At 48.2% G+C, this 24,031-nt stretch carries 20 protein-coding genes and 1 other RNA gene; 17 read left to right on the top strand and 4 right to left on the bottom strand.

Translation table 11 applies throughout. The features are described from left to right. Positions 1-99: 99 nt before the first annotated feature. From MGMO_RS00895 to MGMO_RS00850, 11 genes are all read left to right on the top strand, one after another. Positions 100-2,688, top strand: coding sequence for a multicopper oxidase domain-containing protein (locus tag MGMO_RS00895; protein WP_023493120.1), 2,589 nt, complete (start codon positions 100-102; stop codon positions 2,686-2,688). Positions 2,689-2,721: 33 nt separating this feature from the next. Beyond that, positions 2,722-3,684 (top strand): SCO family protein, encoded by a 963-nt coding sequence (locus tag MGMO_RS00890; RefSeq protein WP_023493119.1) that lies wholly within the window; start codon positions 2,722-2,724, stop codon positions 3,682-3,684. A 239-nt stretch (positions 3,685-3,923) separates the two neighbouring features. Beyond that, positions 3,924-4,020: signal recognition particle sRNA small type (gene ffs / locus MGMO_RS18805), an RNA gene on the top strand. Positions 4,021-4,056: 36 nt separating this feature from the next. Further along, positions 4,057-5,661 (top strand): DNA polymerase III subunit gamma/tau, encoded by a 1,605-nt coding sequence (gene dnaX / locus MGMO_RS00885; protein WP_023493117.1) that lies wholly within the window; start codon positions 4,057-4,059, stop codon positions 5,659-5,661. An 18-nt stretch (positions 5,662-5,679) separates the two neighbouring features. Further along, positions 5,680-6,003, top strand: a complete 324-nt coding sequence (locus tag MGMO_RS00880; RefSeq protein ID WP_023493116.1) for a YbaB/EbfC family nucleoid-associated protein — start codon at positions 5,680-5,682, stop codon at positions 6,001-6,003. Positions 6,004-6,022: 19 nt separating this feature from the next. Continuing rightward, positions 6,023-6,619: a recombination mediator RecR gene (gene recR / locus MGMO_RS00875; RefSeq protein WP_023493115.1), complete on the top strand. Its 597-nt coding sequence runs from the start codon at positions 6,023-6,025 to the stop codon at positions 6,617-6,619. A gap of 69 nt (positions 6,620-6,688) precedes the next feature. Beyond that, a complete protein-coding gene (locus tag MGMO_RS00870; RefSeq protein WP_023493114.1) occupies positions 6,689-7,027 on the top strand; it encodes a histidine triad nucleotide-binding protein in 339 nt (112 codons plus the stop codon). A 69-nt stretch (positions 7,028-7,096) separates the two neighbouring features. Then, positions 7,097-7,462 (top strand): hypothetical protein, encoded by a 366-nt coding sequence (locus MGMO_RS00865; protein WP_023493113.1) that lies wholly within the window; start codon positions 7,097-7,099, stop codon positions 7,460-7,462. 136 nt (positions 7,463-7,598) lie between these two features. Beyond that, positions 7,599-8,792, top strand: coding sequence for an HlyD family secretion protein (locus MGMO_RS00860; RefSeq protein WP_023493112.1), 1,194 nt, complete (start codon positions 7,599-7,601; stop codon positions 8,790-8,792). Beyond that, positions 8,789-11,509 carry an ATP-binding cassette domain-containing protein gene (locus MGMO_RS00855; protein WP_023493111.1) on the top strand — a complete coding sequence of 907 codons (2,721 nt, stop codon included), beginning with the start codon at positions 8,789-8,791 and terminating at the stop codon, positions 11,507-11,509. The genes MGMO_RS00860 and MGMO_RS00855 overlap by 4 nt, the downstream gene beginning before the upstream one ends. Next, a complete protein-coding gene (locus MGMO_RS00850; RefSeq protein WP_082458231.1) occupies positions 11,469-13,634 on the top strand; it encodes an ATP-binding cassette domain-containing protein in 2,166 nt (721 codons plus the stop codon). Before MGMO_RS00855 ends, MGMO_RS00850 begins: the two co-directional genes overlap by 41 nt. Positions 13,635-13,683: 49 nt before the next feature. On the opposite strand, the gene MGMO_RS00845 is transcribed toward MGMO_RS00850, so the two are convergent. Continuing rightward, the gene (locus tag MGMO_RS00845) at positions 13,684-14,040 is read right to left on the bottom strand and encodes a hypothetical protein (protein ID WP_023493109.1); all 357 of its coding nucleotides are present in this window, start codon (positions 14,038-14,040) and stop codon (positions 13,684-13,686) included. Between the two features lie 50 nt (positions 14,041-14,090). After that, entirely contained in the window at positions 14,091-14,498 is a 408-nt protein-coding gene (locus MGMO_RS00840; protein ID WP_023493108.1) for a ketosteroid isomerase-related protein, read from the bottom strand. A gap of 245 nt (positions 14,499-14,743) precedes the next feature. Between MGMO_RS00840 and MGMO_RS00835 the strand changes: the two genes are divergently transcribed. The 3 genes from MGMO_RS00835 (at position 14,744) to MGMO_RS00825 (ending at position 19,021) form a co-directional block, all read left to right on the top strand. Next, positions 14,744-17,014 (top strand): DNA internalization-related competence protein ComEC/Rec2, encoded by a 2,271-nt coding sequence (locus tag MGMO_RS00835; protein WP_023493107.1) that lies wholly within the window; start codon positions 14,744-14,746, stop codon positions 17,012-17,014. Between the two features lie 165 nt (positions 17,015-17,179). Then, the gene (locus MGMO_RS00830) at positions 17,180-18,085 is read left to right on the top strand and encodes an NAD(P)-dependent methylenetetrahydromethanopterin dehydrogenase (RefSeq protein WP_023493106.1); all 906 of its coding nucleotides are present in this window, start codon (positions 17,180-17,182) and stop codon (positions 18,083-18,085) included. A gap of 33 nt (positions 18,086-18,118) precedes the next feature. After that, positions 18,119-19,021 carry an NAD(P)-dependent methylenetetrahydromethanopterin dehydrogenase gene (locus MGMO_RS00825; protein ID WP_023493105.1) on the top strand — a complete coding sequence of 301 codons (903 nt, stop codon included), beginning with the start codon at positions 18,119-18,121 and terminating at the stop codon, positions 19,019-19,021. 12 nt (positions 19,022-19,033) lie between these two features. On the opposite strand, the gene MGMO_RS00820 is transcribed toward MGMO_RS00825, so the two are convergent. Then, positions 19,034-19,672 (bottom strand): response regulator, encoded by a 639-nt coding sequence (locus MGMO_RS00820; RefSeq protein ID WP_023493104.1) that lies wholly within the window; start codon positions 19,670-19,672, stop codon positions 19,034-19,036. Between the two features lie 278 nt (positions 19,673-19,950). Here MGMO_RS00820 and MGMO_RS00815 point away from each other — a divergent pair, with 278 nt between their 5' ends. From MGMO_RS00815 to dnaB, 3 genes are all read left to right on the top strand, one after another. Further along, positions 19,951-20,835, top strand: coding sequence for a class I SAM-dependent methyltransferase (locus tag MGMO_RS00815; RefSeq protein ID WP_023493103.1), 885 nt, complete (start codon positions 19,951-19,953; stop codon positions 20,833-20,835). Positions 20,836-20,966: 131 nt separating this feature from the next. Next, positions 20,967-21,458 (top strand): C40 family peptidase, encoded by a 492-nt coding sequence (locus tag MGMO_RS00810; protein ID WP_023493102.1) that lies wholly within the window; start codon positions 20,967-20,969, stop codon positions 21,456-21,458. Between the two features lie 195 nt (positions 21,459-21,653). Then, complete coding sequence (gene dnaB / locus MGMO_RS00805; protein ID WP_023493100.1) at positions 21,654-23,048, top strand: replicative DNA helicase; 1,395 nt, start codon at positions 21,654-21,656, stop codon at positions 23,046-23,048. A gap of 269 nt (positions 23,049-23,317) precedes the next feature. Here dnaB and MGMO_RS00800 read toward each other — a convergent pair whose 3' ends face one another. Then, entirely contained in the window at positions 23,318-23,947 is a 630-nt protein-coding gene (locus MGMO_RS00800; protein WP_023493099.1) for a LuxR C-terminal-related transcriptional regulator, read from the bottom strand. Positions 23,948-24,031: the final 84 nt, after the last annotated feature.

Below are 24,031 nucleotides of genomic sequence, written 5' to 3'. Positions count from 1 at the left end.
GGGCTTCATGCCCAACTAATCAAAGCTAAATTGTAACAATAATGTTTGCGCTTGCCGTCACTTGTGCAAATCCTCAAACCGTCAATGAGAGGGATTAACATGAAAAAAACAAACAACTTCAGCGCTAAGGAAAACGCTGAAAAACCATTCAAGGACAAGGCCTGTAAGGCCGGAACACTTTTTTCCAAACCACTTTCAGCCTTGACTGTCGCGATTGCGGCGCTAACGGGAAGCGTGTTAACCACTAACCCGGTATATGCGGCATTCAATATTCCAACTGATTTACCAGCCAGTCCCTTGACCATCAATGGCAAGACGGCGGCTCCCTTTTCCGCCAAGATGGTGATGTTTGAGGAGTTCGGGGTTAAGAACTACCAGGATCTCACCGGTGAAGTCCCTGCGATGCCGCAGTTGCCGCCCGTTGCTGGCGGATGTGACAGTATGCCAAATGGTGCCGATTTGGATAGCTTTTTGAGTCAAACACTGTTTCCACTGCCGACAAAACAAGCAAATGAAAACACCAATGCGTATGATCCGGCGCATCCTGAAGACGACGACCATTACCTTGAAAATGCGTGGGAACAAAAGGTTGAAGACTGTTACCCTAGTTTAGGGGATATCCACAGCAATACCGAAGGCCGCCCGACCGGTGAATTTTTTGAACACCAGCGCTATGAAGACTTTCCGTCGAAGGGGTATTTCCAAACCGCCATGACTGGTGCGCGCACCAACGGCGGCCTACGTGACCTTAACCAAAGGCATCAATACAGCAAAGGCGAGTTTGCGCCCGGCGGATTGTATTATATCGATGCCAATGGCGACGGCATACCGGGCACCAAAGGTGTGGACATCAAAATGCACCCCAATTTGCCCGCCCAAGACCCCCATAAGGTCTGGACTTTTGATGGCACCTTGCCGCCAAAATTGCTGATGGCGCGTTACGGTGAAACCTTATTGTTCCGCCATTACAATGCCTTGCCTATCGATGAGGCTGCCAACGGTGGCTTCGGTTTGCACACGATCTCGACCCATGAGCATAACGGTCATAACCCGGCGGAAAGCGACGGGTTTGCGGGTGCTTTTTTCTATCCCGGTCAATATTACGACTACCATTGGCCGATGGTTTTGGCCGGTCATGACAGTGTCAATATCGGTGCAACTGACCCTTGGGCCGGCGCACCAAACGATGACGGGGGCAATACCTTAGTACGAGGTGATTGGCGGGAAACCATGAGCACCCATTGGTTCCACGACCACATGGTCGATTTCACCGCGCAGAATGTTTACAAAGGCAATGCTGCGATGATGAACTATTACAGTGCTATTGACCGGGGCAGAGAACCTGCAACAGTGACTGAAGCTCAAGGCAACGGCACATCCCCTAGTGGTCATCGAGCAGATGGTTGGGGTTGTAATTATGCAAACCCAGCAAGCCCGAACCTTTGCTTGCCAAGCGGCAGCAACTTGGATTGGGGTAACCGCGATTACGACGTTAACCTTTTGGTTGCGGACAAGGCCTGGGACAAGGCTGGTCAGTTGAAATTCAACATTTTCAACACGGACGGTTTCCTGGGCGACCACATGACAGTCAACTGGATCTACAAACCTTATATGGAAGTCAGGAAACGCAAGTACCGTTTCCGTATCCTGAACGGTTCCGTTTCCCGTATCATGAAAATTGCGATAGTGGATTCTGCCGGAAATAAACTTAAGTACCACATGATCGGCAATGACGGCAACCTGATGGAATATGCGATTCCGTTCCCGAATACGGAATCGCCTGAAGCATTACCGCAACAATCAATCGCCGAACGTTACGATATTATCGTAGACTTTAGCCAACCGATCATAGGTAATGTTTATTTTGTTAATATCCAAGAACATACAAACGGACGTGGGCCTAGCAAGGTGATTCCATTGGCGAGTATATTAAGTGGTGCATACAAAGCGGATTATAAAAACGGCGACCCTGCGGTCGGTAAATTCCTAGAACTCAGGCTTAAAGGCTGCGGTGCTAACGGTACGTCGGCTTGCACGGACCTGAGCATGAACCCAGCTGACTATGAACCCGGTAAAAAGAACCTAGTTGTAAGGCCGAAATTCACCACGGAAGAACTCAAGACTGCTAAACATCGCTCCTTCGAGTTTGTGCGTGTGGTAACCACCGATAACAAGCCTTGGGCGATCAAGACCGATGGTGGCTTAGGCCTTAATGCCGATATGAGCAGTGTGTCGGCGGCACCTCAGTCTACGGGCCCAGAAGGTTCGGTTGAAATTTGGCATATCAAATCAAATGCAGGTTGGTTACACCCGGTGCACGTCCACTTTGAAGAAGGCCAAATCCTGTACCGTGACGGTAAAACACCGCCAAGCTGGGAAAAATATGCCCGTAAGGACATGTACCGTGTCGGCGGCCCTGGCCCGTTGCCAGATTTGTCACAGCGAGTTGATATGGCGATCAGGGTACGAGAATTTGCGGGGACCTATGTTGAGCATTGCCATAACACCCAGCATGAAGACCATGCCATGCTTTTACGCTGGGATTCGATGCATCCGGGCCAAACCATTCCATTACCGTCGCCGGAATTGGGCTGGGAAGGCGTGACCTATAACCAAACGTCGACGTTACCGAGTTATCTGACGGGTGATACCAAAGCAGCGAAAGACTTTATCATACCGCCTCAGTAAGGCATTAAACCCATAACACAGGAAGTTACAGCGATGAAAAAACATAACGTGGTCCGTTATTTACAAGGAAAGATTTATGGATGCTTATTGATATGCGTTATGTTTGCCTTAGGAGCCTGCCCAACTTGGGCGGCTCCCAAGGATTCACCTTGGGGTGGCGATTATTTCCCCAATATCGAATTGACCGACCAAGACGGAAAGAAACATAAGTTCTATGACGGCCTGATTAAAGACAAGGTCGTCGCCATCAATTTTATTTATACCCATTGCGGCGACAGTTGCCCGGTGGAAACTGCAAATTTAAAACGGGTCTATGCCCTGCTGGAAGATCGGATGGGTAAAGACATCTTTTTTTATTCCATTAGCATTGACCCCAAACACGATACGCCTAGAGTACTGAAAGAATATTCGGAACGGTTTAAGGTTGGCCACGGCTGGACATTTTTGACCGGGAAGAAAGCCGATACGATATTGCTGCGCAAGAAATTGGGCTTATACAACAGCGAAGGCGAAAAAAAATTAAGCGACCACAATACCAATTTCATTATTGGAAACGATAACAGCGGCCGATGGGTCAAAAAGACACCTTACGACGAGCCAATGACACTGGCATGGGCGTTAGGTTACTCGTTGTCCAAAAACAAAATAATGCCTGGCGGTAAGCATGCCAAGTATACCGATGCGAAACCGTTGCCCAATATCAACAAGGCTGAAGAAATGTTCCGGTACCGTTGCAGTTCGTGCCATAGTTTAGGAAGAGGCAGCGGTTTGGGGCCTGGCTTGTATGGTGTGACATTACAACGGGACCGCACTTGGTTGAAACGCTGGATAAAAGAGCCGGACAAGATGCTGGCTGAAAAAGACCCAATTGCCATTGACTTGTACAACCGCTACAACAAGGTGTTGATGCCTAATTTAAGGTTGAACGATAGTGATGTGGAAGCATTGATCGATTATTTGGACTCAACTGCCAACCCAAATAGGCATGCGCACTAACGCGTTATAAGAGGCCAATAATTCCTCCCTATCCCCTTGCGGAAGAAAGTGGTTAAGGGTTTCAGAATCAAGCATATTTCCTGACCCTCTCTCAGGAGGAGGGGTTATTTTAATAGCATTTCTTAATTAAGAAATGCAGTTTTGAGTTTGTTTGTATTCCGCCTGTTGTAATATTCTAGCCGTTCAACGATAATACGAGGTCTTAAGCCAGTACGGCGAAGGAATTATCATGGTGATCGTGTTGGTCCTCCCGCAACGATACGCTGTAAACCCCGCCAGGTCCGGAAGGAAGCAACGGTAGCAGCAGATTCGTGTGCCGGGATGCGGCTGGCACGGTCGCCGCCCAATCAGTCACACAGATACGAGCCTGCAATGAATTACCAGGTTCTCGCCAGAAAGTGGCGGCCCTCAAATTTCACCGAAGTCGTTGGTCAGGATCATGTCGTCAAGTCGTTGATAAACGCTTTGCAGCATGACCGTTTGCACCATGCTTATCTGTTTACCGGGACCCGTGGCGTAGGCAAAACGACGATAGCCAGAATCCTGGCGAAAGCCATCAACTGCGAAAATCTCCGGGAGTTTAATCCGTGCGGTGAATGTAATGTCTGTCGTGCTTTGGACGAAGGCCGGTTTATGGACTTGATCGAAGTCGATGCCGCTTCCCGCACTAAAGTCGAAGATACCCGTGATTTGCTCGATAATGCCCAATACGCGCCCAATGCTGGACGGTACAAGGTTTATCTAATCGACGAAGTCCACATGCTGTCCGGGCATAGCTTCAACGCCCTGCTAAAGACGTTGGAAGAGCCGCCGCCCCATGTGAAATTCCTGTTGGCAACGACAGACTCCCAGAAAATTCCGGTTACCGTTTTATCGCGATGTTTGCAGTTTAACCTCAAGCGCTTGTTGCCTGGGCAGATTTTTACCCAGATGCAGGGCATACTCAAACAGGAGCAGATTGAAGCAGAACCTTTAGCCTTGCAACTGCTGGCACGAGCTGCAGACGGCAGTATGCGGGATGGTTTGAGCTTATTGGATCAAGCGATTGTCCATGGTGCTGGCAAAGTCACGGCGGACGATGTGAGTGCCATGTTAGGCACTGTGGCACAACGACCTGTTGAGGACATCCTCAATGCATTGGCTGACGCAGATGCACAGGCTATCCTCAACAAAATCGATGAGATCGCCAACATTCAACCGGATTTCAGTTCAGTATTGCAGCAGATATTGCAATTGCTCCATCGTGTCGCCTTGGCGCAGCAGGTGCCAAATGCAATAGAGCATGAATTTGACAAGGCAATGATAACGGCCTTATCGCAGCGATTGACGGTTGAGGATGTGCAGCTTTATTATCAAATAGGCTTGCTCGGACAAAAAGACCTGGATATTGCGCCCGATTCTAGGATGGGTTTTGAGATGGTCATGCTACGTATGTTGGCCTTTAGGCCTGTCACGGCAGAACCCAAGATACTACCGTCCCATCAGCAATCGCTACCAAGTTCAAAACCAACGCAGGAAACGACAATAAAAGTTGAGCAGCCCATTCCTCCTTTATGCGTTGCAGAAAAAGTTAGCCAACAAGTTTCAAGTCAAACAAACGATAATCACAGTTGGAAAGACATAATCGAAATCATGGGGCTTGAGAGTTTGACCAAGGAGTTGGCCAACAACTGCGTATTGCAACAAATAGACAACGAAACCTGTACGTTGTTGTTGGATGCCAGCCATCAACAGTTATTGACAGCTAGCCGCGAAAAAAAACTGCTGCAAGCTTTGCAAAATTATCGAGGTGCGCCAATTAAGTTGGTGATTAAAATCGAACAGGCGGGCATTCTGACACCTGCGGTACAATCAGCCCAAGACAAGGAAACCAGGCAGCAGGCGGCAGTTGATGCCATTAACTCGGATGTTAACATTTTGGCGCTAAAAGAACATTTTGATGCCAGGATAATGCCCGGTACTATAGAGCCTGTCTAACAGGATGGAGAAAATGAAATGAAAAACCCGCTTGGCAACCTTATGCAGCAAGCCCAAAAGATGCAGGAAGACTTACGTAAAGCCCAAGAAGAACTGGAACTGATGCAAGTGACAGGGGAATCGGGCGGCGGTCTGGTGACCATTGTCATGACCGGAAAGCGCGAAGCCAGGAAAGTGACTATTGACCCGTCGCTGGTAGGCGAAGATAAGGACATGCTGGAAGACATGGTCGCCGCAGCGATCAATGATGCCGTCAACAAAGTCGGCAAGATGAAAAAAGAGAGAATGGCCGAAATTACGGCTGGCTTGCCGATTCCGCCCGGATTCCAAATGCCCTTTTAATTAGATAAATTAAAGTGACATGCTGAAAAAAGGCCTGCTTGGACAGTTGACGCAAACATTATGCTGTTTGCCGGGCGTAGGCCCGAAAACCGCGCAACGCATGTCCTTCCACTTACTGCAGAGGGATCGTAAAGGCGCTAAAATACTGGCCAATACCCTGATCGAAGCCTTAGACAAAATAGGCCATTGCCAAATCTGCCGAACCCTGACCGAACAGGATGTTTGCCAGATTTGCGCAGATAAGGCCAAGGACAGCGCTGTGGTCTGTATCGTTGAAAGTCCTGCGGATGCCTGGATTATCGACCAAGCCACCATATTTAATGGACATTATTTTGTCCTGCATGGGCGCTTATCACCTTTGGACGGAATAGGGCCTGACGAGTTGGGTCTTGATGTCTTGGAGCAACGCATGGCGACAGGGGGGATCAAGGAATTGATCTTAGCCACTAATTCAACTGTCGAAGGTGAAGCCACTGCCTATTTCATTGGCGAGTTAGCAAGAAAGCACCAAGTGCAAGCCAGCCGTATAGCCCACGGTGTGCCAATGGGCGGTGAATTGGAATTCATCGACAGCGGTACGTTGGCACATGCGTTTAATGGACGAAAAAACCTGTGACAAATAGGCGGTAAATAGATACCGTTGACCGTACTTTGTTTGAATAAACCCAAAATTTAGGAGGTAATAATGACCGATTGCCTGTTTTGCAAAATGGTTGCTGGAGACATAAAGCCGGATGTCGTCTATGAAAATGAAGCTATCCTTGCCTTCCGCGACATCAACCCCCAAGCCCCAGTCCACATTCTCATCATTCCCAAGAGCCATATCACGACCCTGAATGACCTCAATGATGTCCAGCTAGGTGGGCAAATATTGCAGGTAGCCGTCGAATTGGCCGAACAAGAAGGCTTGACGGAAGACGGCTACCGCACCGTGTTCAATTGCAACAGGAATGGCGGTCAGGCCGTCTATCACCTGCATTTACATCTTTTGGGCGGTCGGCAAATGGGCTGGCCTCCTGGTTAGTTGCCCATCGATGAACCTAGGCCTTACCACAATGACAAGGCTGAGACACTGCAAACCACAATAATATAGATGCGCCACCCCTTTGAACATCGCCAGCAAAAACCCATTCCGTTTAGTACGTTTTTAGTCCGTCAAGCGCAGTATTTATTTTCGGCTTTCTTATTATTGGCTATTGGTTTGGGTATCGGTATGATCGGTTATCACGAATTTGAGTCCATGAGTTGGCTGGATGCATTTCTCAATGCGGCAATGATTTTGGGCGGGATGGGGCCAGTTGATGTCCTGCATACCCAGGTAGGTAAATTGTTTGCCGGATTGTACGCCTTGTTTTCGGGATTAATGTTTCTGGTGGCAGCCGGCCTTTTCTTTAGCCCATTAGTTCATCGCTTGTTACATAAATTCCATTTTGAGCCAGAAGATACGCACAGCGAATAAGTTGCGGACAATGCTGCCTTAGAACGCTAATATCTGGTTTGATAAAATCTTGATTTTATCGTAACGTAAAAATACAAAGATAGTGTAGATTTGGTGCATCGCTTATAAGTAACAAATTTCAGCCTAAGGAGCATTTTTGCCTACGACTTTTTCTCGAACCACCCGTTCTCTCGCACAAGACTCATCTAAGTATGCGGTGATAGCGTGGCTAATTGGCGGCTTTTTTTTAACCGGATGGCTGGTTTGGTTTTTTTTTGCTGAAGTCACCGTTTATGAGCTTTCTACAAAAGCGCGACTGGAAGTCGACCGCTCTTCACATCCCATTGCCGCTTTGGTTGCCAGCAAAATTGTTTCGACCTCCTTATCCTTAGGGCAGGAAGTCCGGCAAGGCGAGGTATTGTTTACCTTGGACGCAAGCAGTGAAAAACTGCGGTTACAAGAAGAAGAATCAAAATTGATTGCCTTGCCGCCACAAATTGCCGCACTTGAAAAACAAATTAGCGAACTGGAACGGGCTAAAACTGAAGGCCGTCAAGCCGCATTGGCTTCAGTGCATAGCGCTAAATCACGACAAAAAGAGGCGGGTGCAGCCGTCACTTTTGCAAAAGATAATGAGCGACGGTTAAAAACACTACGTGGCTCAGGTCGAATTCCTGTCATAGAAACTTTACGTGCCCAAGCAGAATCAGAAAAGCTGAGTTCTAACAAAGAAGCATTGACATCCGATATACAGCGCTTAGAGATGGAGGCACAAACCCGTGCCCATCAACAACAAGCTGAAATTGAAAACCTAAAGCGCGAAGTTGCCAGGTTAAATGGTGAGCTTGCAACGATACAAGTGACGATTGTGCGCCTTAAGCAGGATATTGAAAAGCATCTGATACGGTCTCCGGCAAACGGACAAATCGGCGATATCGTGCCTTTGCAAGTTGGCATGTATATCGCCGTCGGTGAAAAACTCGGCACGGTGGTGCCGCGCAGTGAGCTCAGGATAGTCGCTGATTTTCCTCCGGCTTCTGTGTTAGGCAGGATACACCCAGGACAACGTGCCCGTATGCGATTGGATGGTTTCCCTTGGGTACAATTTGGGACGATCCCGGCGAAAGTAAGCCGGGTGGGTTCTGAAATCAGGGATAACCAAGTGCGGGTGGAATTCACGCCCGACCCATCCACATTCTCGCGTATTACTCTTCAACATGGGTTGCCGGGATCAATTGAAGTCAGTATCGAGCAAGTCAGCCCAGCGGTTATGGTGCTGCGTGTAGCAGGGCAGTTGTTATCCAATACTGACCAAACATCACATCCTGCTGACGCGCCCAACCCGAAATGAGCAGCTTAGGCATCACTGAAAAACGGCGCTGGCTAGTGCCGGAGGTCGTCCAGACATCCGCAATGGATTGCGGACCCGCTTCCTTAAAATGCTTGTTGGAAGGCTTCAACATTCCTGTCAGTTATGGTCGGCTTCGGGAAGCATGCCAAACCAATGTCGATGGCACTTCAATCGATATGTTGGAAGAAGTCGCCAACCAGTTGGGCGTTACTGCCGAGCAAACCATGGTCCCTCTTGACCATATCTTTTTATCTGAAGCCGCCGTGTTACCTGCGATGGTCGTCGTGCGGCACTCCGACGGTGCAACCCATTTTGTAGTGATTTGGCGTCGACATGGCAGATGGCTGCAAGTGATGGATCCGGCAATGGGTAGGCGCTGGGTAACTTGCCAGCGTTTTGCAGAAGAAATATTTCGCCATGAATTTCCGGTTCAAGCCCAAGACTGGCTGGAATGGGCGGCTTCGGATGAATTCCTAAAACCATTGGCCCAGCGCATCTCCTTGTTGGGCGCGACTAAAGAGAAGGTCACCGCCGTGCTTAACCAAGCACGTCAAGAATCGGATTGGTTTGGATGGGCAAAACTGGATGCCAGCGTCAGATTAGTCCATTCTATAGTGGAAGCGGGCGGGATACCCGCAGGAAACCAAGCCGTTAAATTGATGGATACGTTGCTTGGACAAATCGATAAAAATGCTATTTACAAAACAATCCCACGCTCTTACTGGTCGGTAATGCCCCCGCTTTCCGAAGGCGAATCCGATGAAAAGCTGGTATTAAGCGGTGCCGTTTTATTACAAATAAAGGCAAAAAACCCTGAAATAACCCCCGCGCTTACTAAGGAAACCACTGGACAAGAACCCCTTGCCACAGAGATAGAGGCCGCACTCAAAGAGAAACCGCTACAGCCGAGTAAAGCCCTCCTCAATATGCTAAAAGACGATGGCATTTTATCCCCGTATGCCCTGATAGGGGCGCTAACCGTTTCCGTCGCAGCATTATTGATAGAAACCCTGCTGTTCAGGGGCATCTTTGATATAAGCTGGGAGCTCAAATTAGCCGACCAGCGGTTATTTGCCGTTGTCGCTTTAATGGTTTTTGTCGGCTTGCTGCTGTTGATTGAAATCCCCATTAAGATGGAGTCGTTGCGGTTTGGCCGTCATCTGGAAACGCGGTTGCGGATGGCATTGTTGCGAAAATTGCCGAACCTGACAGACCGTTATTTCCAAAGCCGTCCCGTATCGGATATGGCGGAACGCAGCCATAGCATCGCCTTGACCCGGCTGGTCCCCGACTTAGGTATCCATTTTGTCCAGACGGTTTGGGATATTGTCTTCACCTTGACCGGGATTATTCTTATAGCCCCTGCCAGCGGCGTATTGGCGATAACCATAGCACTGCTGGCAATTCTATTGCCTTTACTGGCACAGCCATTGCTTAATGAGAGGGACTTGCGGGTGCGTAGCCATTCTGGGGCTTTGTTCAGTTTCTACCTGGATGCCTTGCTAGGCCTTGTGCCTATCCGAACACATCGGGCCGAACTTGCCGTTCGTCGCGAACATGAAGGTTTATTAGTGGAATGGGCTCGGTCTAGCCGAAGCCTGATACAGCTTTCCTTGGCGATAGACGGCGTACAATCTTTGGTCTGCATGTCGTTTGTAGGCCTGATGTTGTTCCAGCATTTTATGCGTTCGGGCGGTGTGACCGGCGGTGATTTGCTGCTGGTCTATTGGGCATTGAAGCTGCCCGCTATTGGGCATACGTTGACAACGCTTGCGCATCAATACCCTGCGCAACGGAATATATTGCTGCGGTTATTAGAGCCGTTATCTACACCAGAAGAGGTTGATACGCCTATACAGGACGATGCTTCCCCTGATACAAGACCCATTAAACGCAGCACTGGCGTTAGCATTAAAATTTCCAATGGCAATGTGGTGGCGGCGGGGCATTCGATTTTACAAGGCATCAACCTGAGTATTGCTCCAGGTGAGCAAATTGCCATCGTCGGCCCTTCCGGTGCTGGGAAATCCAGCCTGGTGGGATTGTTGCTTGGATGGCATCGGCTCGCTGGTGGGCAATTGTTGGTCGATAACCAGATTTTATCGGGGCGTAATCAACAAGCCCTTAGGCAAGAAATCGCCTGGGTTGATCCTGCCGTTCAGATATGGAATCGCCCATTTTTAGACAATCTCATTTACAGTTCACACGAGAACGGTTTCGACAGGATAACTAGTGCCATAGATGCCGCCACCTTACGGGGTGTATTGCAAAAACTGCCATCGGGGTTACAAACTTACCTGGGTGAAGGCGGCTCGTTGCTGTCTGGTGGGGAAGGCCAGCGCGTACGTCTGGCTAGGGCGTTGATGCAAACCGATGTCCGGCTGGCCTTGCTTGATGAGCCTTTTCGTGGCATGGATCGTACCCAGAGGCATCGATTGCTCAATGAGGCCAGAAATTGGTGGGCAACGGCAACATTGCTTTGTGTCACCCATGATGTCGAAGAAACGCTGTCGTTCAACCGGGTTCTGGTAGTAGAAGATGGGCAAATCATCGAAGATGATGCGCCTGGCCGATTGGCTGCCCGTGATTCCCGATACCGTGACCTGCTCAATGCCGAAAAACTAGTGCGCCAAGAATTGTGGAAGGGGAAAGAATGGCGGAAAATTCAAGTCCAGGATGGCTACATTAAATCCGCTACGGATGCCAGCAATGGATAAGGCTATCGTCGATTTGTGCTGGCCGCTTGCCAGATTAGGTGAAGGCATCGAAGAATTGGCGAGGCAGGCAGGATTAAGTCCAGAAAGTAGAAATCGTATTGCACCTGAACCCTTGCAACAGCAAGACATAGCCGATTTAAGCCGTTGGATTGAATGGGCGAGCGATCGGCTAGCCTTGGAAGCCGAACCCATTGAAACACCGGTTTCGCAATTTGGACAATTGCTGCGCAATGTCAGCCCTGCCGTGTTGCAGGTAAAAACAGGCGAAGAAAGTCAATTCCTGTTATTGCTTAAATTGAAATTTGGCAAATTGCTGTTGATCGGCCCGGATTTGCAGGTACATCGTTGTTCGGTTGACATGCTCCGTGCAGCAATCTGTGAGCCATTTGAAATCCCCATTAGTGCCGAAATCGACCATTTATTGCAGCTCGCCAATGTGCCCAAGCAACAGTGGCAACAGGTGCGGGCGGTCATGGTACGGGAACGGCTTGCCGGCCAACGCATACGGGGTTGCTGGTTGCTGCGCTTACCGCCAACAACGGGGTTCTGGCGGCAACTCTCGCAAGCCCATTTGCCAAGACGCGCGTTGTTAATGGTAACGGTGTTCATGCTGCTATACGGCATGGAAATGGCTGGCTGGGCATTGATTGGGCAGGCGGCACTGAATGGTAGGCTAGATTTTGGTTGGTTGACCGCTTGGGTTTTATTGGTCTTATCGCTAATCCCCCTGCATTTGCTGGGTGGTTGGCTGGATAGTATGTTTGCGCTCGATATGGGGAGAATCCTAAAAAAGCGGTTATTAGCGGGTGCGTTACGCATGGATCTGCAGTCAGTAAAGCATCAAGGGGCAGGCCAATTCCTGGGTCGGGTGATGGAGTCGCAAGCATTGGAATCACTGGCGCTGAATGGTGGTTTTTCAGTCGTTGTCGCAACAGTCGAACTGGTTTTTGCGGGATTTATCCTGGCGTATGGCGCAGGTGGCCAACTGCATTTGTTGCTGTTGACAGGTTGGTTAGCCCTGACCCTAGCCCTGGTCTGGCGATACTTTAAGCGTTTGCAAGAATGGACGCTAATGCGCCTTGACATGACCCATGAGCTGGTCGAACGCATGGTTGGGCACAGGACACGGCTTGCCCAGGAGTCGGCAACGCGGCGAAATGCGGAAGAAGACCAAACAGTCCAAGAGTACCTGAACGCATCTAAAGGACTGGATGGCGCGATAACGCCGATAATTGGCGGGCTGTCACGCGGTTGGTTGATCATTGGGTTGATCGGTTTGGCGCCTGCCTTTATTTCCGGCGCAAGCAGCGCGTCGGCATTGGCCATTAGTTTAGGCGGGATATTGCTCGCTAACAGGGCGCTTTCCGGGGCAACGGGTGGCCTGGCGGCATTGGCTAGGGCAGGCATTGCCTGGACGCAAGTTTCAGCATTATTTCATTCAGGCAGTAAAAAACCAGCCAACGAAGCTTTTTTAACCGCTGCCCAGATAGCCGGAGCAAGCACCACTCATGTGACCACCAAGTTAATTGATGCCAGCGATTTGGTCTTTCGTTATCAGCCACAGTCCGATCCGGTTCTCCGTGGGGTTAATATATCGATCTATAAAGGTGAACGTATTTTGCTTGAAGGGTCGTCGGGCGGCGGAAAATCAACACTGGCTTCTTTGCTGGTAGGGCTGAGAAAGCCGGATTCCGGCCTGTTGCTGTTGAATGGACTGGATAGCCATACCTTGGGTGAAAGCTGGCATAGCTTGGCAACCGAAGCGCCCCAGTTCCACGAAAATCACATCCTGACCGGAACACTGGCATTTAATCTGCTGATGGGCCGTCAATGGCCGGCTTCGGAGGGCGACATCCAGGAAGCGCACGCGTTGTGTGTGGATTTAGGCTTGGGGGAATTGCTGGAGCGAATGCCGTCCGGCATGATGCAAATGGTGGGCGAAACCGGCTGGCAACTCTCGCATGGCGAACGCAGCCGCATTTTCCTGGCGCGTGCTTTGCTGCAAAATACCCAATTGACTATCCTGGACGAAAGCTTTGCTGCGTTGGACCCGGAATCATTGGAAAAATGCCTGAATTGCGCGTTTGAACGCGCCCAGACCTTGTTGGTGATAGCCCACCCTTGAGTTCAGCGAATTGAAGCGTTTGATTAGCACAAATCGTCAATGTTGGTTGTTATCCTTGGTCGTCAATATTATGCTTGAACTGTCTCATGAATAAATAACCGACCACCGACCCCCAAAACAGCATATAGATTCCATAAAGCATCATTTCGACACTAAAACGGGTTACCTGTCGGTAGTAATCCAATACATCATCTGCCAGGACCAGGCCTAAAACCAAAAAAATCGAGATCTTTAGTTTGAGTTTATGGGCATAAAAATAGCTAATGCCTAAAATAATGAAGCCGGTAAAAAACCGGATGCTAATGTGTATAAGCATTTCCCAGTTAAAAATATCGATTTTAAAGGCCGCATTCACAAAATAAAGCAGGATCAAGCCTATGGTTATAGCGATGGTGACTAGTTTCATTCGATTATTGCCGATGTTTAGGGTTCTTGCCGAGCTAAAGGGCCAATAAATTAATCGCTAACTTGGGCGATCCAATCTTCCAGATTATAGTAGTTGGTGATTCGGGCGACTTTGTTTTCACATATCTCGAAAAAAGCGCCGGCAGGTAACTTGTATTCCTGGCCGTTTGCGGCGGGCAATCCTTCATCGGATTTTAGGTATTTGCCTAATACCACGAACTCGGCAGCGGCGCGCGAGCCGTCGGGTGTCGCCATAATCACCATATCGACCAATTGCTCTTTATAATTGAAATTCATACAGGCCATAAAGCGACTGAATGCCTCCTTACCGATTTCACGCTTACCCTGGTTGATATCGTGTATGACATCATCGGTCAGCAGGCTTAAAAAAGTTTCCATATCTGCACTGTTGAAAGCGGCATAGTATTGTTCAATAAGGTTAATGGTGTTTTGGTTCATGATGGTTTCTTGTCAAGTTCAATGATAATGGGGTTTAAGTTTATTATTATGACGTTATGGGAACTCTGGGCAAGTGGATTTCGGCAGGTTCGACAAGCCCACGGCTCGCTGCAAAGGTTATCAACAGCTTGCCTGCCATCCTGGATCCTTTCGCTTCCCTCAAAGAGCTTTGTCGAATGACCGGTTCATGGTTCCTTTGGATGGCTAATTTTAGCAGATTTTTACCTTAATTAATTTCGACTTCAATGGTTGTTTTTGTCCTGTGTTTTCTGGTCGGAATTTTATGTGTCCAGCAGATGACGGCATTGCCAGAGCCTATATGGGCGGTAGCGGTTGTTTGCGCTGCTGCTGTTACGGTATGGTTGCGGTGTTGGGGAGGCCTATTTTTATTGTTGGGAATATTATGGGCAGCTGTATTTGCTTCATTGAGCCTTAATCACCGTTTGCCCGAGCAATTGGCCGGTCAAGATATTCAAATTCAAGGTTACATTGCTGATTTACCGGAACATGAGGGTAACCATGTCCGGTTTAATTTCACTGTAACAGGATCAACCAAACAGATTCCACCTAAATTAAGGTTAACTTGGTATTACCCCGATAAAGTGGTCAAAGCCGGCCAGGAATGGGCGGTTACAGTCCGATTAAAGCCGCCGCATGGCACATTTAACCCTGGCGGTTTTGATTATGAACGCTGGTTGTTTTTGGAAGGTATTGGCGCGTCGGGTTATATTCGCCCGAAACCTGAGCCTAGGTTAGTGGATAGCGGTTCTACCAAAACCAGCCTGTTAGTTTGGCGACAACATATCGCCGAACAGTTAGCGCGGACACTGGCCAATAGCGAAAGCTTACCGTTGATTAAAGCGTTAACGATAGGGGACGGCAATAGTTTATCGCCACGCCAATGGGAGATATTTCGCCAGACTGGCACAACACATTTGATGGTCATTTCTGGCTCGCATATCGGCCTGATTGCAGGCTTAGTCTATTTGTTGGTTGTCCGATTTTGGGCTTGGACGGGGATTTTGGTGTGGTCGCCCCAGAAAGTCGCTGCCATGACGGCAATGGTGGTTGCCATATTTTATGCAGGTTTGACGGGATTTTCTGTACCTGCACAACGTTCTGCGTTGATGATCGCTATCGCCATGACGGCTATTGTCCAGCAGCGAAATACACGCCCCTTTAACGTACTTGCCGTTGCCTTATTTGCCGTCCTGGTTATTGATCCTTTAGTGGTCTTATCTGCCGGATTTTGGCTGTCGTTTATTGCAGTTAGCCTGATTATTTATGTCATTGCCGGACGTTTGGGTAAACCGGGCTTGATTCGTGGCAGCATCAAGATCAACTGGGTGACTTCGATAGGACTGGCACCGTTATTGTTGTTCTTTTTCCAGCAGGTTTCACTGATTTCGCCGCTCGCCAACCTTATTGCCGTGCCGATTATCAGTTTGTTGGTCGTTCCCATAGCCTTGTTTGCGACGTTGATACTATTTGTTGCGCCGATAGTGGCGGCAAAATTATTCATTGTCGTGGACGTAACATTGCAAGGTTTATGGTGGGTACTGGTCAAATTAGCGGCTTTACCGTTGTCAACAGCAGCTCATAGCCAACCATCAGGGTGGGCTTTGGTGTTTGCAATACCTGGCATATTGCTTTTATTTAGCCCTAAGGGTATGCCGTCGCGCCATTTGGGTTGGGTCATGTTATTTCCATTGGTCTTTACAGGATCAAGCATAATTCATCCCGGCGCCGTAAAGTTAACCTTGCTGGATGTCGGTCAAGGTTTGTCTGCGGTCGTGCAAACCGCGAATCACGTCCTGGTTTATGACGCAGGGGCAAAGTTTTCAGCTACCAGTGACATGGGACAAAGCGTTGTCATCCCTTTCTTGCGTTACCAGGGCATTGATAAGGTTAATACTTTAATTGTTAGCCATGGCGATAATGACCATATCGGCGGTGTTGGGTCGGTAGTAGGCCATATAGATACAGGTGATATTTTGACCAGTGTGCCGCTGCAATTAATGGAATATTCGCCAATTCAATGTAAGGTGGGGCAATCTTGGACCTGGGATCAGGTTACCTTTTCCATACTGTCGCCAAAGGTGGCTAACTTATTGTCAGATAACAACAATTCTTGCGTTTTACAAATCCAGGCGCAGAAGGGTACGGCATTGCTAACGGGTGATATTGAGGCGGAAGCGGAGTCATGGCTCGTTGAGACTTATAAAGATAAGCTAAAAGCCGATGTCTTGATTGCCCCCCATCATGGTAGCCAGACCTCGTCGACAAGCACATTTTTAAAGGCAGTACAACCTAATACCGTATTAATTCCAGTTGGTTACAGAAACCAGTTCGGTCATCCGCATCAAGATGTTCTCCGGCGTTATAGTGATTTGCACATTAGGGTTTTCAATAATTCAGAGGATGGCAGTATTGAGGTTAATATGGATAACGGCATTAAAGTTGAAGCATGGCGTGCAACCGAAGCCCGGTATTGGAATAATGTAGTTTCAAGATAGGCGCAGGGATCAAATCCGTAACTGCCTAGAAACGCATACCTTATTCATATTTCTACGCTTATGCCCTAACTGCCCCAACTAAAATATGCACGGTAAATGCTACCCCATGTGTCAATCCGGTGCGTTTTCTTTTATACTCTCGCGCTATTTTATAGAGGACAAAACATGGAAAAACCGTATATCTTACACATGCTGACCACGGCGAAAAATCTTAGCCCTTTTGATGTGAATATGGCGATGGATGCCGGTTGGATTTCTGCCGTTCCGTATCTCAACGTGGAATTGGGCGAGATTCAAGGCTTGGTTCAAGATGCCATATTTTCACGCAGTACGGAAAATGTAAAACGTACGGCCATATTCATTGGTGGTCGCGATACCAAGCTGGCTATGGACATGTTAAAAATGGCCCAACAGTCTATGGTGCCCCCCTACGAAGTGTCCGTGCTTGCCGATCCTAGTGGCGCATTCACCACGGCAGCCGGTATGATGGCAGCCGTCGAACGCGAATTGCAGAAAAAATTCAACACCTCATTGGCAGGTAAAAATATGTTGGCTCTCGGAGGCACAGGCCCTGTGGGTCAAGCGGCAGCGGTGATCGCAGGAAAAGCTGGGGCTAATGTCAGGATTATTGGCCGTCAACTTGAAAGGGCCCAAAATATTGCCGATCTATGCAACAATGAATTTGGCGAAGGAAAAACCAACATTACTGCCGGCGCAGATGCCGATAAAGCCGAATACATCAAGACCGCGGATATAGTCGTGGCAACAGGTGCGGCCGGTATTGAGTTATTAAGTGCCGAGTTGGTGGCGTCTGCCCCACAGCTAAAGGTTGCCGCCGATGTTAATGCCGTTCCTCCCGCCGGAATTGCGGGTGTGGATGCATTCCAAAATGGCAATGTCATTGATGGTTCTAACAGCGGTGCAGTGGGGATAGGTGCTATGGCAATTGGCGATATTAAATATCAGACGCATAACCGGCTATTAAAAATGATGTTCAAAGCAAAAAAGCCGATTTATCTGCATTTTGAACATGCTTTTGAGGTCGCCAGGGCTTGTGCAAAATCGGCTTAATAAGCAATATCCCATAATCTACGAGAGAAACCGATGGAAAAACGCAGCATCTTGCACATGTTTGACCCTATGCCCCACAATAGTCCCTTTGACATCAACATGGCAATGGATGCCGATTTCGATATTATGATGCCCTACAGCAATGTCACACTGGAAAGCGTACATGGCTTGGTGCAGGACGCTATTTTTTCCCGTGGGCCTTCGGGGGTTAAACGCACGGGAATATTTATTGGCGGCCGTAATATAGGCACGGCGGTAGATATGATGGAAGCCGCCAAAAAAGCGATGGTGCCGCCGTTTGAGGTATCGGTATTTGCCGACCCTAGCGGTGCGTTCACCACAGCTGCGGCATTGGTTGCCTGTGTGGAGAAGCAACTCAAAATAAAGCACGGCAAAGAATTGGGCGATTGTCATGGCGTTGTCTTTGGCGGTACGGGTTCGGTCGGAATCGCAACGGGCGTAATCGCTTCATTGGCGGGTGCTGACATTACCTTGACTGACCATTTGTCTGTCGATACGGCTTTGGCGGTTGCGAATGAATACAACGGACGTTTTGGATGTCATTTGAAGGGGACCTATGCCAGTTCGGATGCCGATAAGGCACGGTTAATAAGCCATGCGGATATTGTATTTTGTACGGCGAAAGCGGGACTTCAAGTGATTAGCGCAGACGTCTTGGACGATGCTAAGCAGTTAAAAGTAGCGGGTGACGTCAACGCTGTGCCGCCGCTTGGGATTGAAGGCATTAAGCGTAGCCATATGGGCGATCCGTTAATCCATGCGGTCAATTCACCTGGTGCGGTGGGCATTGGGGCGTTGGCGGTGGGTAATGTTAAATACCAACTGCAAAATATCTTGTTGAAACTGATGTTGGAAACCGACACACCCTTGTATCTCGATTTCAGGGATGCCTTCGCTAAGGCGAGAGAGCTATAAAATCCTTGTTAATCAATCCGGTATCATGTGACCAAACTTAACCGCCAGACGGGTCAGTTCGACATCATTTTTTATATGGAGTTTTTCGTATAAGCGGTAACGGTAGGTGTTGACGGTCTTGTCGCTTAATACCAGCATTTCTGCCATTTCCTGAATGGATTTGCCTTGTAGAATCAGCGTTACAACCTCCGTTTCACGTTGGGAAAGTTTTGCGAAGGGTGATTCCACGTTACCTGGCAGACCTTGAAGGGCCATGTTGTTCGCCACTTCGGAGCATAGGTAGCGTTTTCCGGTCATGACTTTTCTAATGGCAAGTATCATCTCTTCGGCGGAAGAGCCTTTGGACACAAAGCCTTTAACACCGATTTTAAGCAATTGTTGCGGGATGGGGCCGTCGTTATGGGCAGAGATGGCGATAATTTTAAGGTTGGGGTCGCGCCTTAACATCCTTCGGCAAGCTTCCATTCCGCCGATGCCCGGCATATTGACATCCATTAGGATCACGTCAGCGGCTTGCAGGGCAATTTGATTGACCGCTTCCTCCCCTGACTGAGCGACACCGACAACAGTCATGTCTTCTGCCGTGTTCAATAAAGCAGCTATGCCTGTTCGCACAAGCTCATGATCGTCAACAAGTAATATCCGAATCATTATTATTATTTTGGAAAATCTAAGTTATTGTTATAGCCGTGGCTTACCGTTTTCCTTTCGGTGACCGGAATTATACAACTAAAAACCGTCGAGTAATTTTTTTACGAGGTTGTTTTATCTGAATGATAACTATAAAGTGAATCAAATGGTTTTCTTGTCACCCTGCGATGGCACTATCGGTATGGTATAAAAGCGTTTATTATCCGGGAATTTCGGATGGTTGATAAAGATCAGGCATTATCGAAATTTAGGCACTAACTTTTCCGAAAAAGGTTGAAATGGCTAACAAAAATCAAACAAATGTACCCGATCCTGAACTTTCCCAATCCAAGATTGTTCGCTTGCCTTATTTTGATTATCTGTTGGCTGCTTTAAAGGAAGGCAATGACACTGTCGAACTTAGCTTCGGTCGGCATGTGCACTGGGGATATTGGGAGAATCCTAAGCAGGCCGTCTTGACTACGGAGGCCTTTGCCCAAGCTTCGGAAGATTTGAGTAGGGAAGTTTGTCTGGCAGGGCATATCCAAAACAACCTGAGCGTCCTCGATGTGGGTTGCGGCTTTGGCGGGACGATTGCCCATATCAACGAAAATTATCAGGGAATGAGATTGGTCGGCGTGAATATTGATGACCGGCAATTAGCGAGGGCGAGAGAGATCGTCAAGCCTACCGCCAATAACACCATCGAATTCAAGCAAGGAAACGCCTGCGCTTTGCCGTTGCCGGATGGGGCTTTCGATGTGGTGCTGGCGGTGGAATGTATTTTCCATTTTCCTGACCGGGAGCAGTTTTTTAAAGAAGCTTGCAGGGTGCTTAAACCGGGCGGCTACTTGGCATTGTCGGACTTTGTGCCTAAGCCAGTATTGCTGCCGTTCACTAAGATAAAGCTGCCTCAAAAGCTGAGTGACGGGTTTTACGGCAAATGTAACATCCTGTGCGGCGTGGAGGATTACCGGAATCTGGCCGTAAAAACGGGGTTCACGATAGAAACCGAGCGCGACATCACAGTCAACACCTTGCCAACCTACAGTTATCTCAGGCGGTTAAGCTTGAAATTCCCTGTCAATAATATATTCGCCTTGATCGAAACTGTCACGGCAGAAGGGCTGAGTAAACTTCGGCTATTGATGTATTACATCTATGGATTCCAGAAATCCCTTTGACCGGACATTGGGGATTCGGCTTACTATCAAACTGAATCAGGCACTTATTTACCCGCTGGATAATGGATATTTTATAGTTGTGCCGTTATCCCTTATCATCCATAGGCATAGTTAAATGTACGAGTAAGTTGATGGAAAATCCTAGTCTGCAATTCCAATCAAAGACAATTATTATAGTTGCGGTATTGCTTGTAGTCCTGTTGTCGGGATGCGCAAGCACACCAGAAATCCAACCCCAAGCCGAATCCCAGTCGCCTTTAATTAACTATGCCTTGAGCCTACAAGGCATACCTTACCGTTCAGGCAAGGATACACCGGAGGAGGGTTTCGATTGTAGCGGTTTTGTTAAGCATATCTATGGTAAACACGGAATTTGGTTGCCACGTACTGTCAGTGAAATGGCTTCCGCCTTACCTTCCGTACCACCAAGCAACCTTCGCTCGGGTGATTTGGTCTTCTTTAATACCAGCGGCAACACTTATTCCCATGTTGGCATTTTTATCGATAATGATAAATTTATCCACGCACCTAGCCGTCGCACCGGTCGGGTATTGGTCTCCAACATGAGCAATGATTATTGGCGGAAACACTATGTCGGTGCGCGTCGGCCAAGCCCTCATTAACCAAACTTTTTGTCCGATGTTGCCATGAGGTGGCGATCAGAATAACAAGAGCAATATATTATAAATATTTATAATATCAATGAATTAGCATTGGATGTAAAATGTGGGTATCTGGCGGGAGTGTTTTGTTCACCGACATGAAACCTATAAATATATCGAGTGCCGATAATTTAATACTACCGTTAATTACCTACCATGCCTGAAACTTTTGTGTTAGACCGTGATTATGCTTATGAATCTTTGAAGATACCGCCCAATTCCATACAGGCTGAGCAATCGGTCTTGGGCGGTTTGATGTTGGATAACCTGACGTGGGATTCGGTTGCGGATAAAATCGGCGAAAGCGATTTTTACCGAAAAGATCATCAACTGATTTTCCGCACCATTGCCAAATTGGCGGAAGGGCAAGTTCCCTTTGACGTGATAACCATATCAGAAACCTTGGAAGCGATTGGTGAACTCGACACTGTCGGCGGTTTGCCGTATCTGGGCATGTTGGCCAAGGATACGCCCAGTGCCGCCAATATCGTCAGCTATGCCAATATCGTGAGGGACCGCTCGGTGTTGCGGCAATTGATTCATGTGGGCACCCAAATTTCTGACTCTGCCTTCAATACGGAAGGTCGGGACACCTCAGACTTGCTGGAACATGCCGAGCGGGAAGTCTTCAAGATTGCAGAACAGCGCCAACGCGGGCAGGGCGGTTTTATCGGTATCAAATCGCTACTGGCCAAGGCAGTGGACAAGATTGAAATGCTGTTTGAGCAGGAAGGCCATATTACCGGTGCGGCCACCGGATTTACTGACCTTGATGAGTTGACTTCAGGATTGCAACCGTCCGATTTGATTATCGTTGCAGGCCGCCCGTCGATGGGAAAAACCACGATAGCCATGAACATGGCGGAAAACATCGCTATCAGGGGCGGCAAACCCGTCGCCATATTCAGTATGGAAATGCCAGGCGACGCTTTAGCGATGCGGATGATGTCGTCACTGGGGCGCATTGACCAACATAAGGTCAGGACTGGCAAGCTTGAAGACCACGAGTGGCCGCGTTTGACCTCAGCCATCAGCTTGCTGGGCGAAACCAAAATGTTTATCGATGACACGCCGGCATTATCGCCGACAGAGGTTAGGGCAAGGGCGAGGCGTTTAACCCGCGAACACGGGCAATTAGGCCTGATCGTACTGGATTACTTACAGTTGATGCAATCGCCCAGCAGCGGCGATAATCGGGTACAACAGATTTCCGATATATCCCGTGGTTTGAAAGCCTTGGCCAAAGAGCTGAACGTGCCTGTAGTCGCTTTATCGCAATTAAACCGTAATCTTGAGTCTCGCCCCAATAAGCGTCCGATGATGTCTGATTTACGCGAATCCGGCGCAATTGAGCAGGATGCCGACCTGATTATTTTTGTCTACCGTGATGAAGTCTACAACGAAGACAGTCCCGACAAAGGCATTGCCGAGATTATTGTCGGCAAACAACGGAATGGGCCATTAGGTACGGTACGTCTGACCTTCTTGGGTCAATACACCCGGTTTGAGAATTATGCGGGTGGTTCTTATGGCGACAGTAGTTATGAGTAGCCAGTATTATGAACGATGTCTTTGGTCTTCAAGAAGGTTACCCTGTTTGCCGACGCTTTACCCGTTAGGTATACAATGTCGTCTCCGCTAGCCCTAAATCCTGAGCCACCTGGGGACGCGTGTCCCGTTCAGCCCGTTCTAGGGCTTGCCCTTTAATTTGCGCGCTGTCTCTGTTGCGGGCATATCGTGCTGCCGTTTCTGCTTTTCATCGTTGACTTTGATTTCAAAGGCTACTCTCTTGACGGAGTGCCGGCTACTTCGGGGCAAGATCAGATAAATTGATTTGCTTTTGTCATCAAGCCGGCAACATTGTGTACTTGGAGTTTCTTCATAAGGTTACTTCGATGGGATTCAATCGTTTTGACACTTAGACAAAGGATGTTGGCAATTTCCTTATTCTTATAACCTTCGGTAATAAGCCTTACTAATTCACGTTCACGGGCGGTGAGGGCCGAGGTGTCGACAGGACGTGCTTGGTTTTGGCTTAGAATGAAACCATTGATTACAATCGGTAAAATAGATGGTCCGAGGTAGATCTGACCTTGGGCAACACAACTGACGGCATTGTAAATTTGTTCCGGCGTGGCATCCTTGTTGACAAAGCCGTGTACACCTGCTTGGAATGCACATTTAATGCATTGTTCGTTGTTGGTTGTAGAAAAAATTATTATCTTTACATATAAAAATAAGTTCTTTAATTTTCTGACATTATCAATTTCATTCTTGCTGCATAAATTTAGATCAAGAAGGACGACATCCGGTAATACTTCGTGATCCCGTAAAAAATCAACTATATCACTATAGCCCCCTAAAACATCTAATCCTGACTGCATTCTTAGTAATGAGCACAAACCTTCCCTGATTATCGGCTGATTTTCGATAATCGATATTTTGTACATTTGACATCTCCAGATGTATTGTGATTTTTTAGCAAATATTATTTCTGGTAAGTAAAATCTAACTTAGATTTATCGGGATGTATA

It is taken from the genome of Methyloglobulus morosus KoM1 (genome assembly GCF_000496735.2).
Lineage (GTDB): Bacteria > Pseudomonadota > Gammaproteobacteria > Methylococcales > Methylomonadaceae > Methyloglobulus > Methyloglobulus morosus.
Note: the sequence above shows the minus strand (reverse complement) of the source record. Positions and strands in the feature narration are given on the sequence as shown.

Bases quoted from the DNA above. Each gene is read 5' to 3' on its own strand.
- MGMO_RS00840 (WP_023493108.1), bottom strand. From the start codon at position 14,498: ATGAACCAAAACACCATTAACCTTATTGAACAATACTATGCCGCTTTC.
- MGMO_RS00850 (WP_082458231.1), top strand. From the start codon at position 11,469: ATGGCTACATTAAATCCGCTACGGATGCCAGCAATGGATAAGGCTATC.
- dnaB (WP_023493100.1), top strand. From the start codon at position 21,654: ATGCCTGAAACTTTTGTGTTAGACCGTGATTATGCTTATGAATCTTTG.
- MGMO_RS00890 (WP_023493119.1), top strand. From the start codon at position 2,722: ATGAAAAAACATAACGTGGTCCGTTATTTACAAGGAAAGATTTATGGA.
- MGMO_RS00845 (WP_023493109.1), bottom strand. From the start codon at position 14,040: ATGAAACTAGTCACCATCGCTATAACCATAGGCTTGATCCTGCTTTAT.
- recR (WP_023493115.1), top strand. From the start codon at position 6,023: ATGCTGAAAAAAGGCCTGCTTGGACAGTTGACGCAAACATTATGCTGT.
- MGMO_RS00810 (WP_023493102.1), top strand. From the start codon at position 20,967: ATGGAAAATCCTAGTCTGCAATTCCAATCAAAGACAATTATTATAGTT.
- MGMO_RS00835 (WP_023493107.1), top strand. From the start codon at position 14,744: ATGGTTGTTTTTGTCCTGTGTTTTCTGGTCGGAATTTTATGTGTCCAG.
- MGMO_RS00855 (WP_023493111.1), top strand. From the start codon at position 8,789: ATGAGCAGCTTAGGCATCACTGAAAAACGGCGCTGGCTAGTGCCGGAG.
- MGMO_RS00880 (WP_023493116.1), top strand. From the start codon at position 5,680: ATGAAAAACCCGCTTGGCAACCTTATGCAGCAAGCCCAAAAGATGCAG.
- MGMO_RS00800 (WP_023493099.1), bottom strand. From the start codon at position 23,947: ATGTACAAAATATCGATTATCGAAAATCAGCCGATAATCAGGGAAGGT.
- dnaX (WP_023493117.1), top strand. From the start codon at position 4,057: ATGAATTACCAGGTTCTCGCCAGAAAGTGGCGGCCCTCAAATTTCACC.
- MGMO_RS00865 (WP_023493113.1), top strand. From the start codon at position 7,097: ATGCGCCACCCCTTTGAACATCGCCAGCAAAAACCCATTCCGTTTAGT.
- MGMO_RS00870 (WP_023493114.1), top strand. From the start codon at position 6,689: ATGACCGATTGCCTGTTTTGCAAAATGGTTGCTGGAGACATAAAGCCG.
- MGMO_RS00825 (WP_023493105.1), top strand. From the start codon at position 18,119: ATGGAAAAACGCAGCATCTTGCACATGTTTGACCCTATGCCCCACAAT.
- MGMO_RS00830 (WP_023493106.1), top strand. From the start codon at position 17,180: ATGGAAAAACCGTATATCTTACACATGCTGACCACGGCGAAAAATCTT.
- MGMO_RS00895 (WP_023493120.1), top strand. From the start codon at position 100: ATGAAAAAAACAAACAACTTCAGCGCTAAGGAAAACGCTGAAAAACCA.
- MGMO_RS00815 (WP_023493103.1), top strand. From the start codon at position 19,951: ATGGCTAACAAAAATCAAACAAATGTACCCGATCCTGAACTTTCCCAA.
- MGMO_RS00820 (WP_023493104.1), bottom strand. From the start codon at position 19,672: ATGATTCGGATATTACTTGTTGACGATCATGAGCTTGTGCGAACAGGC.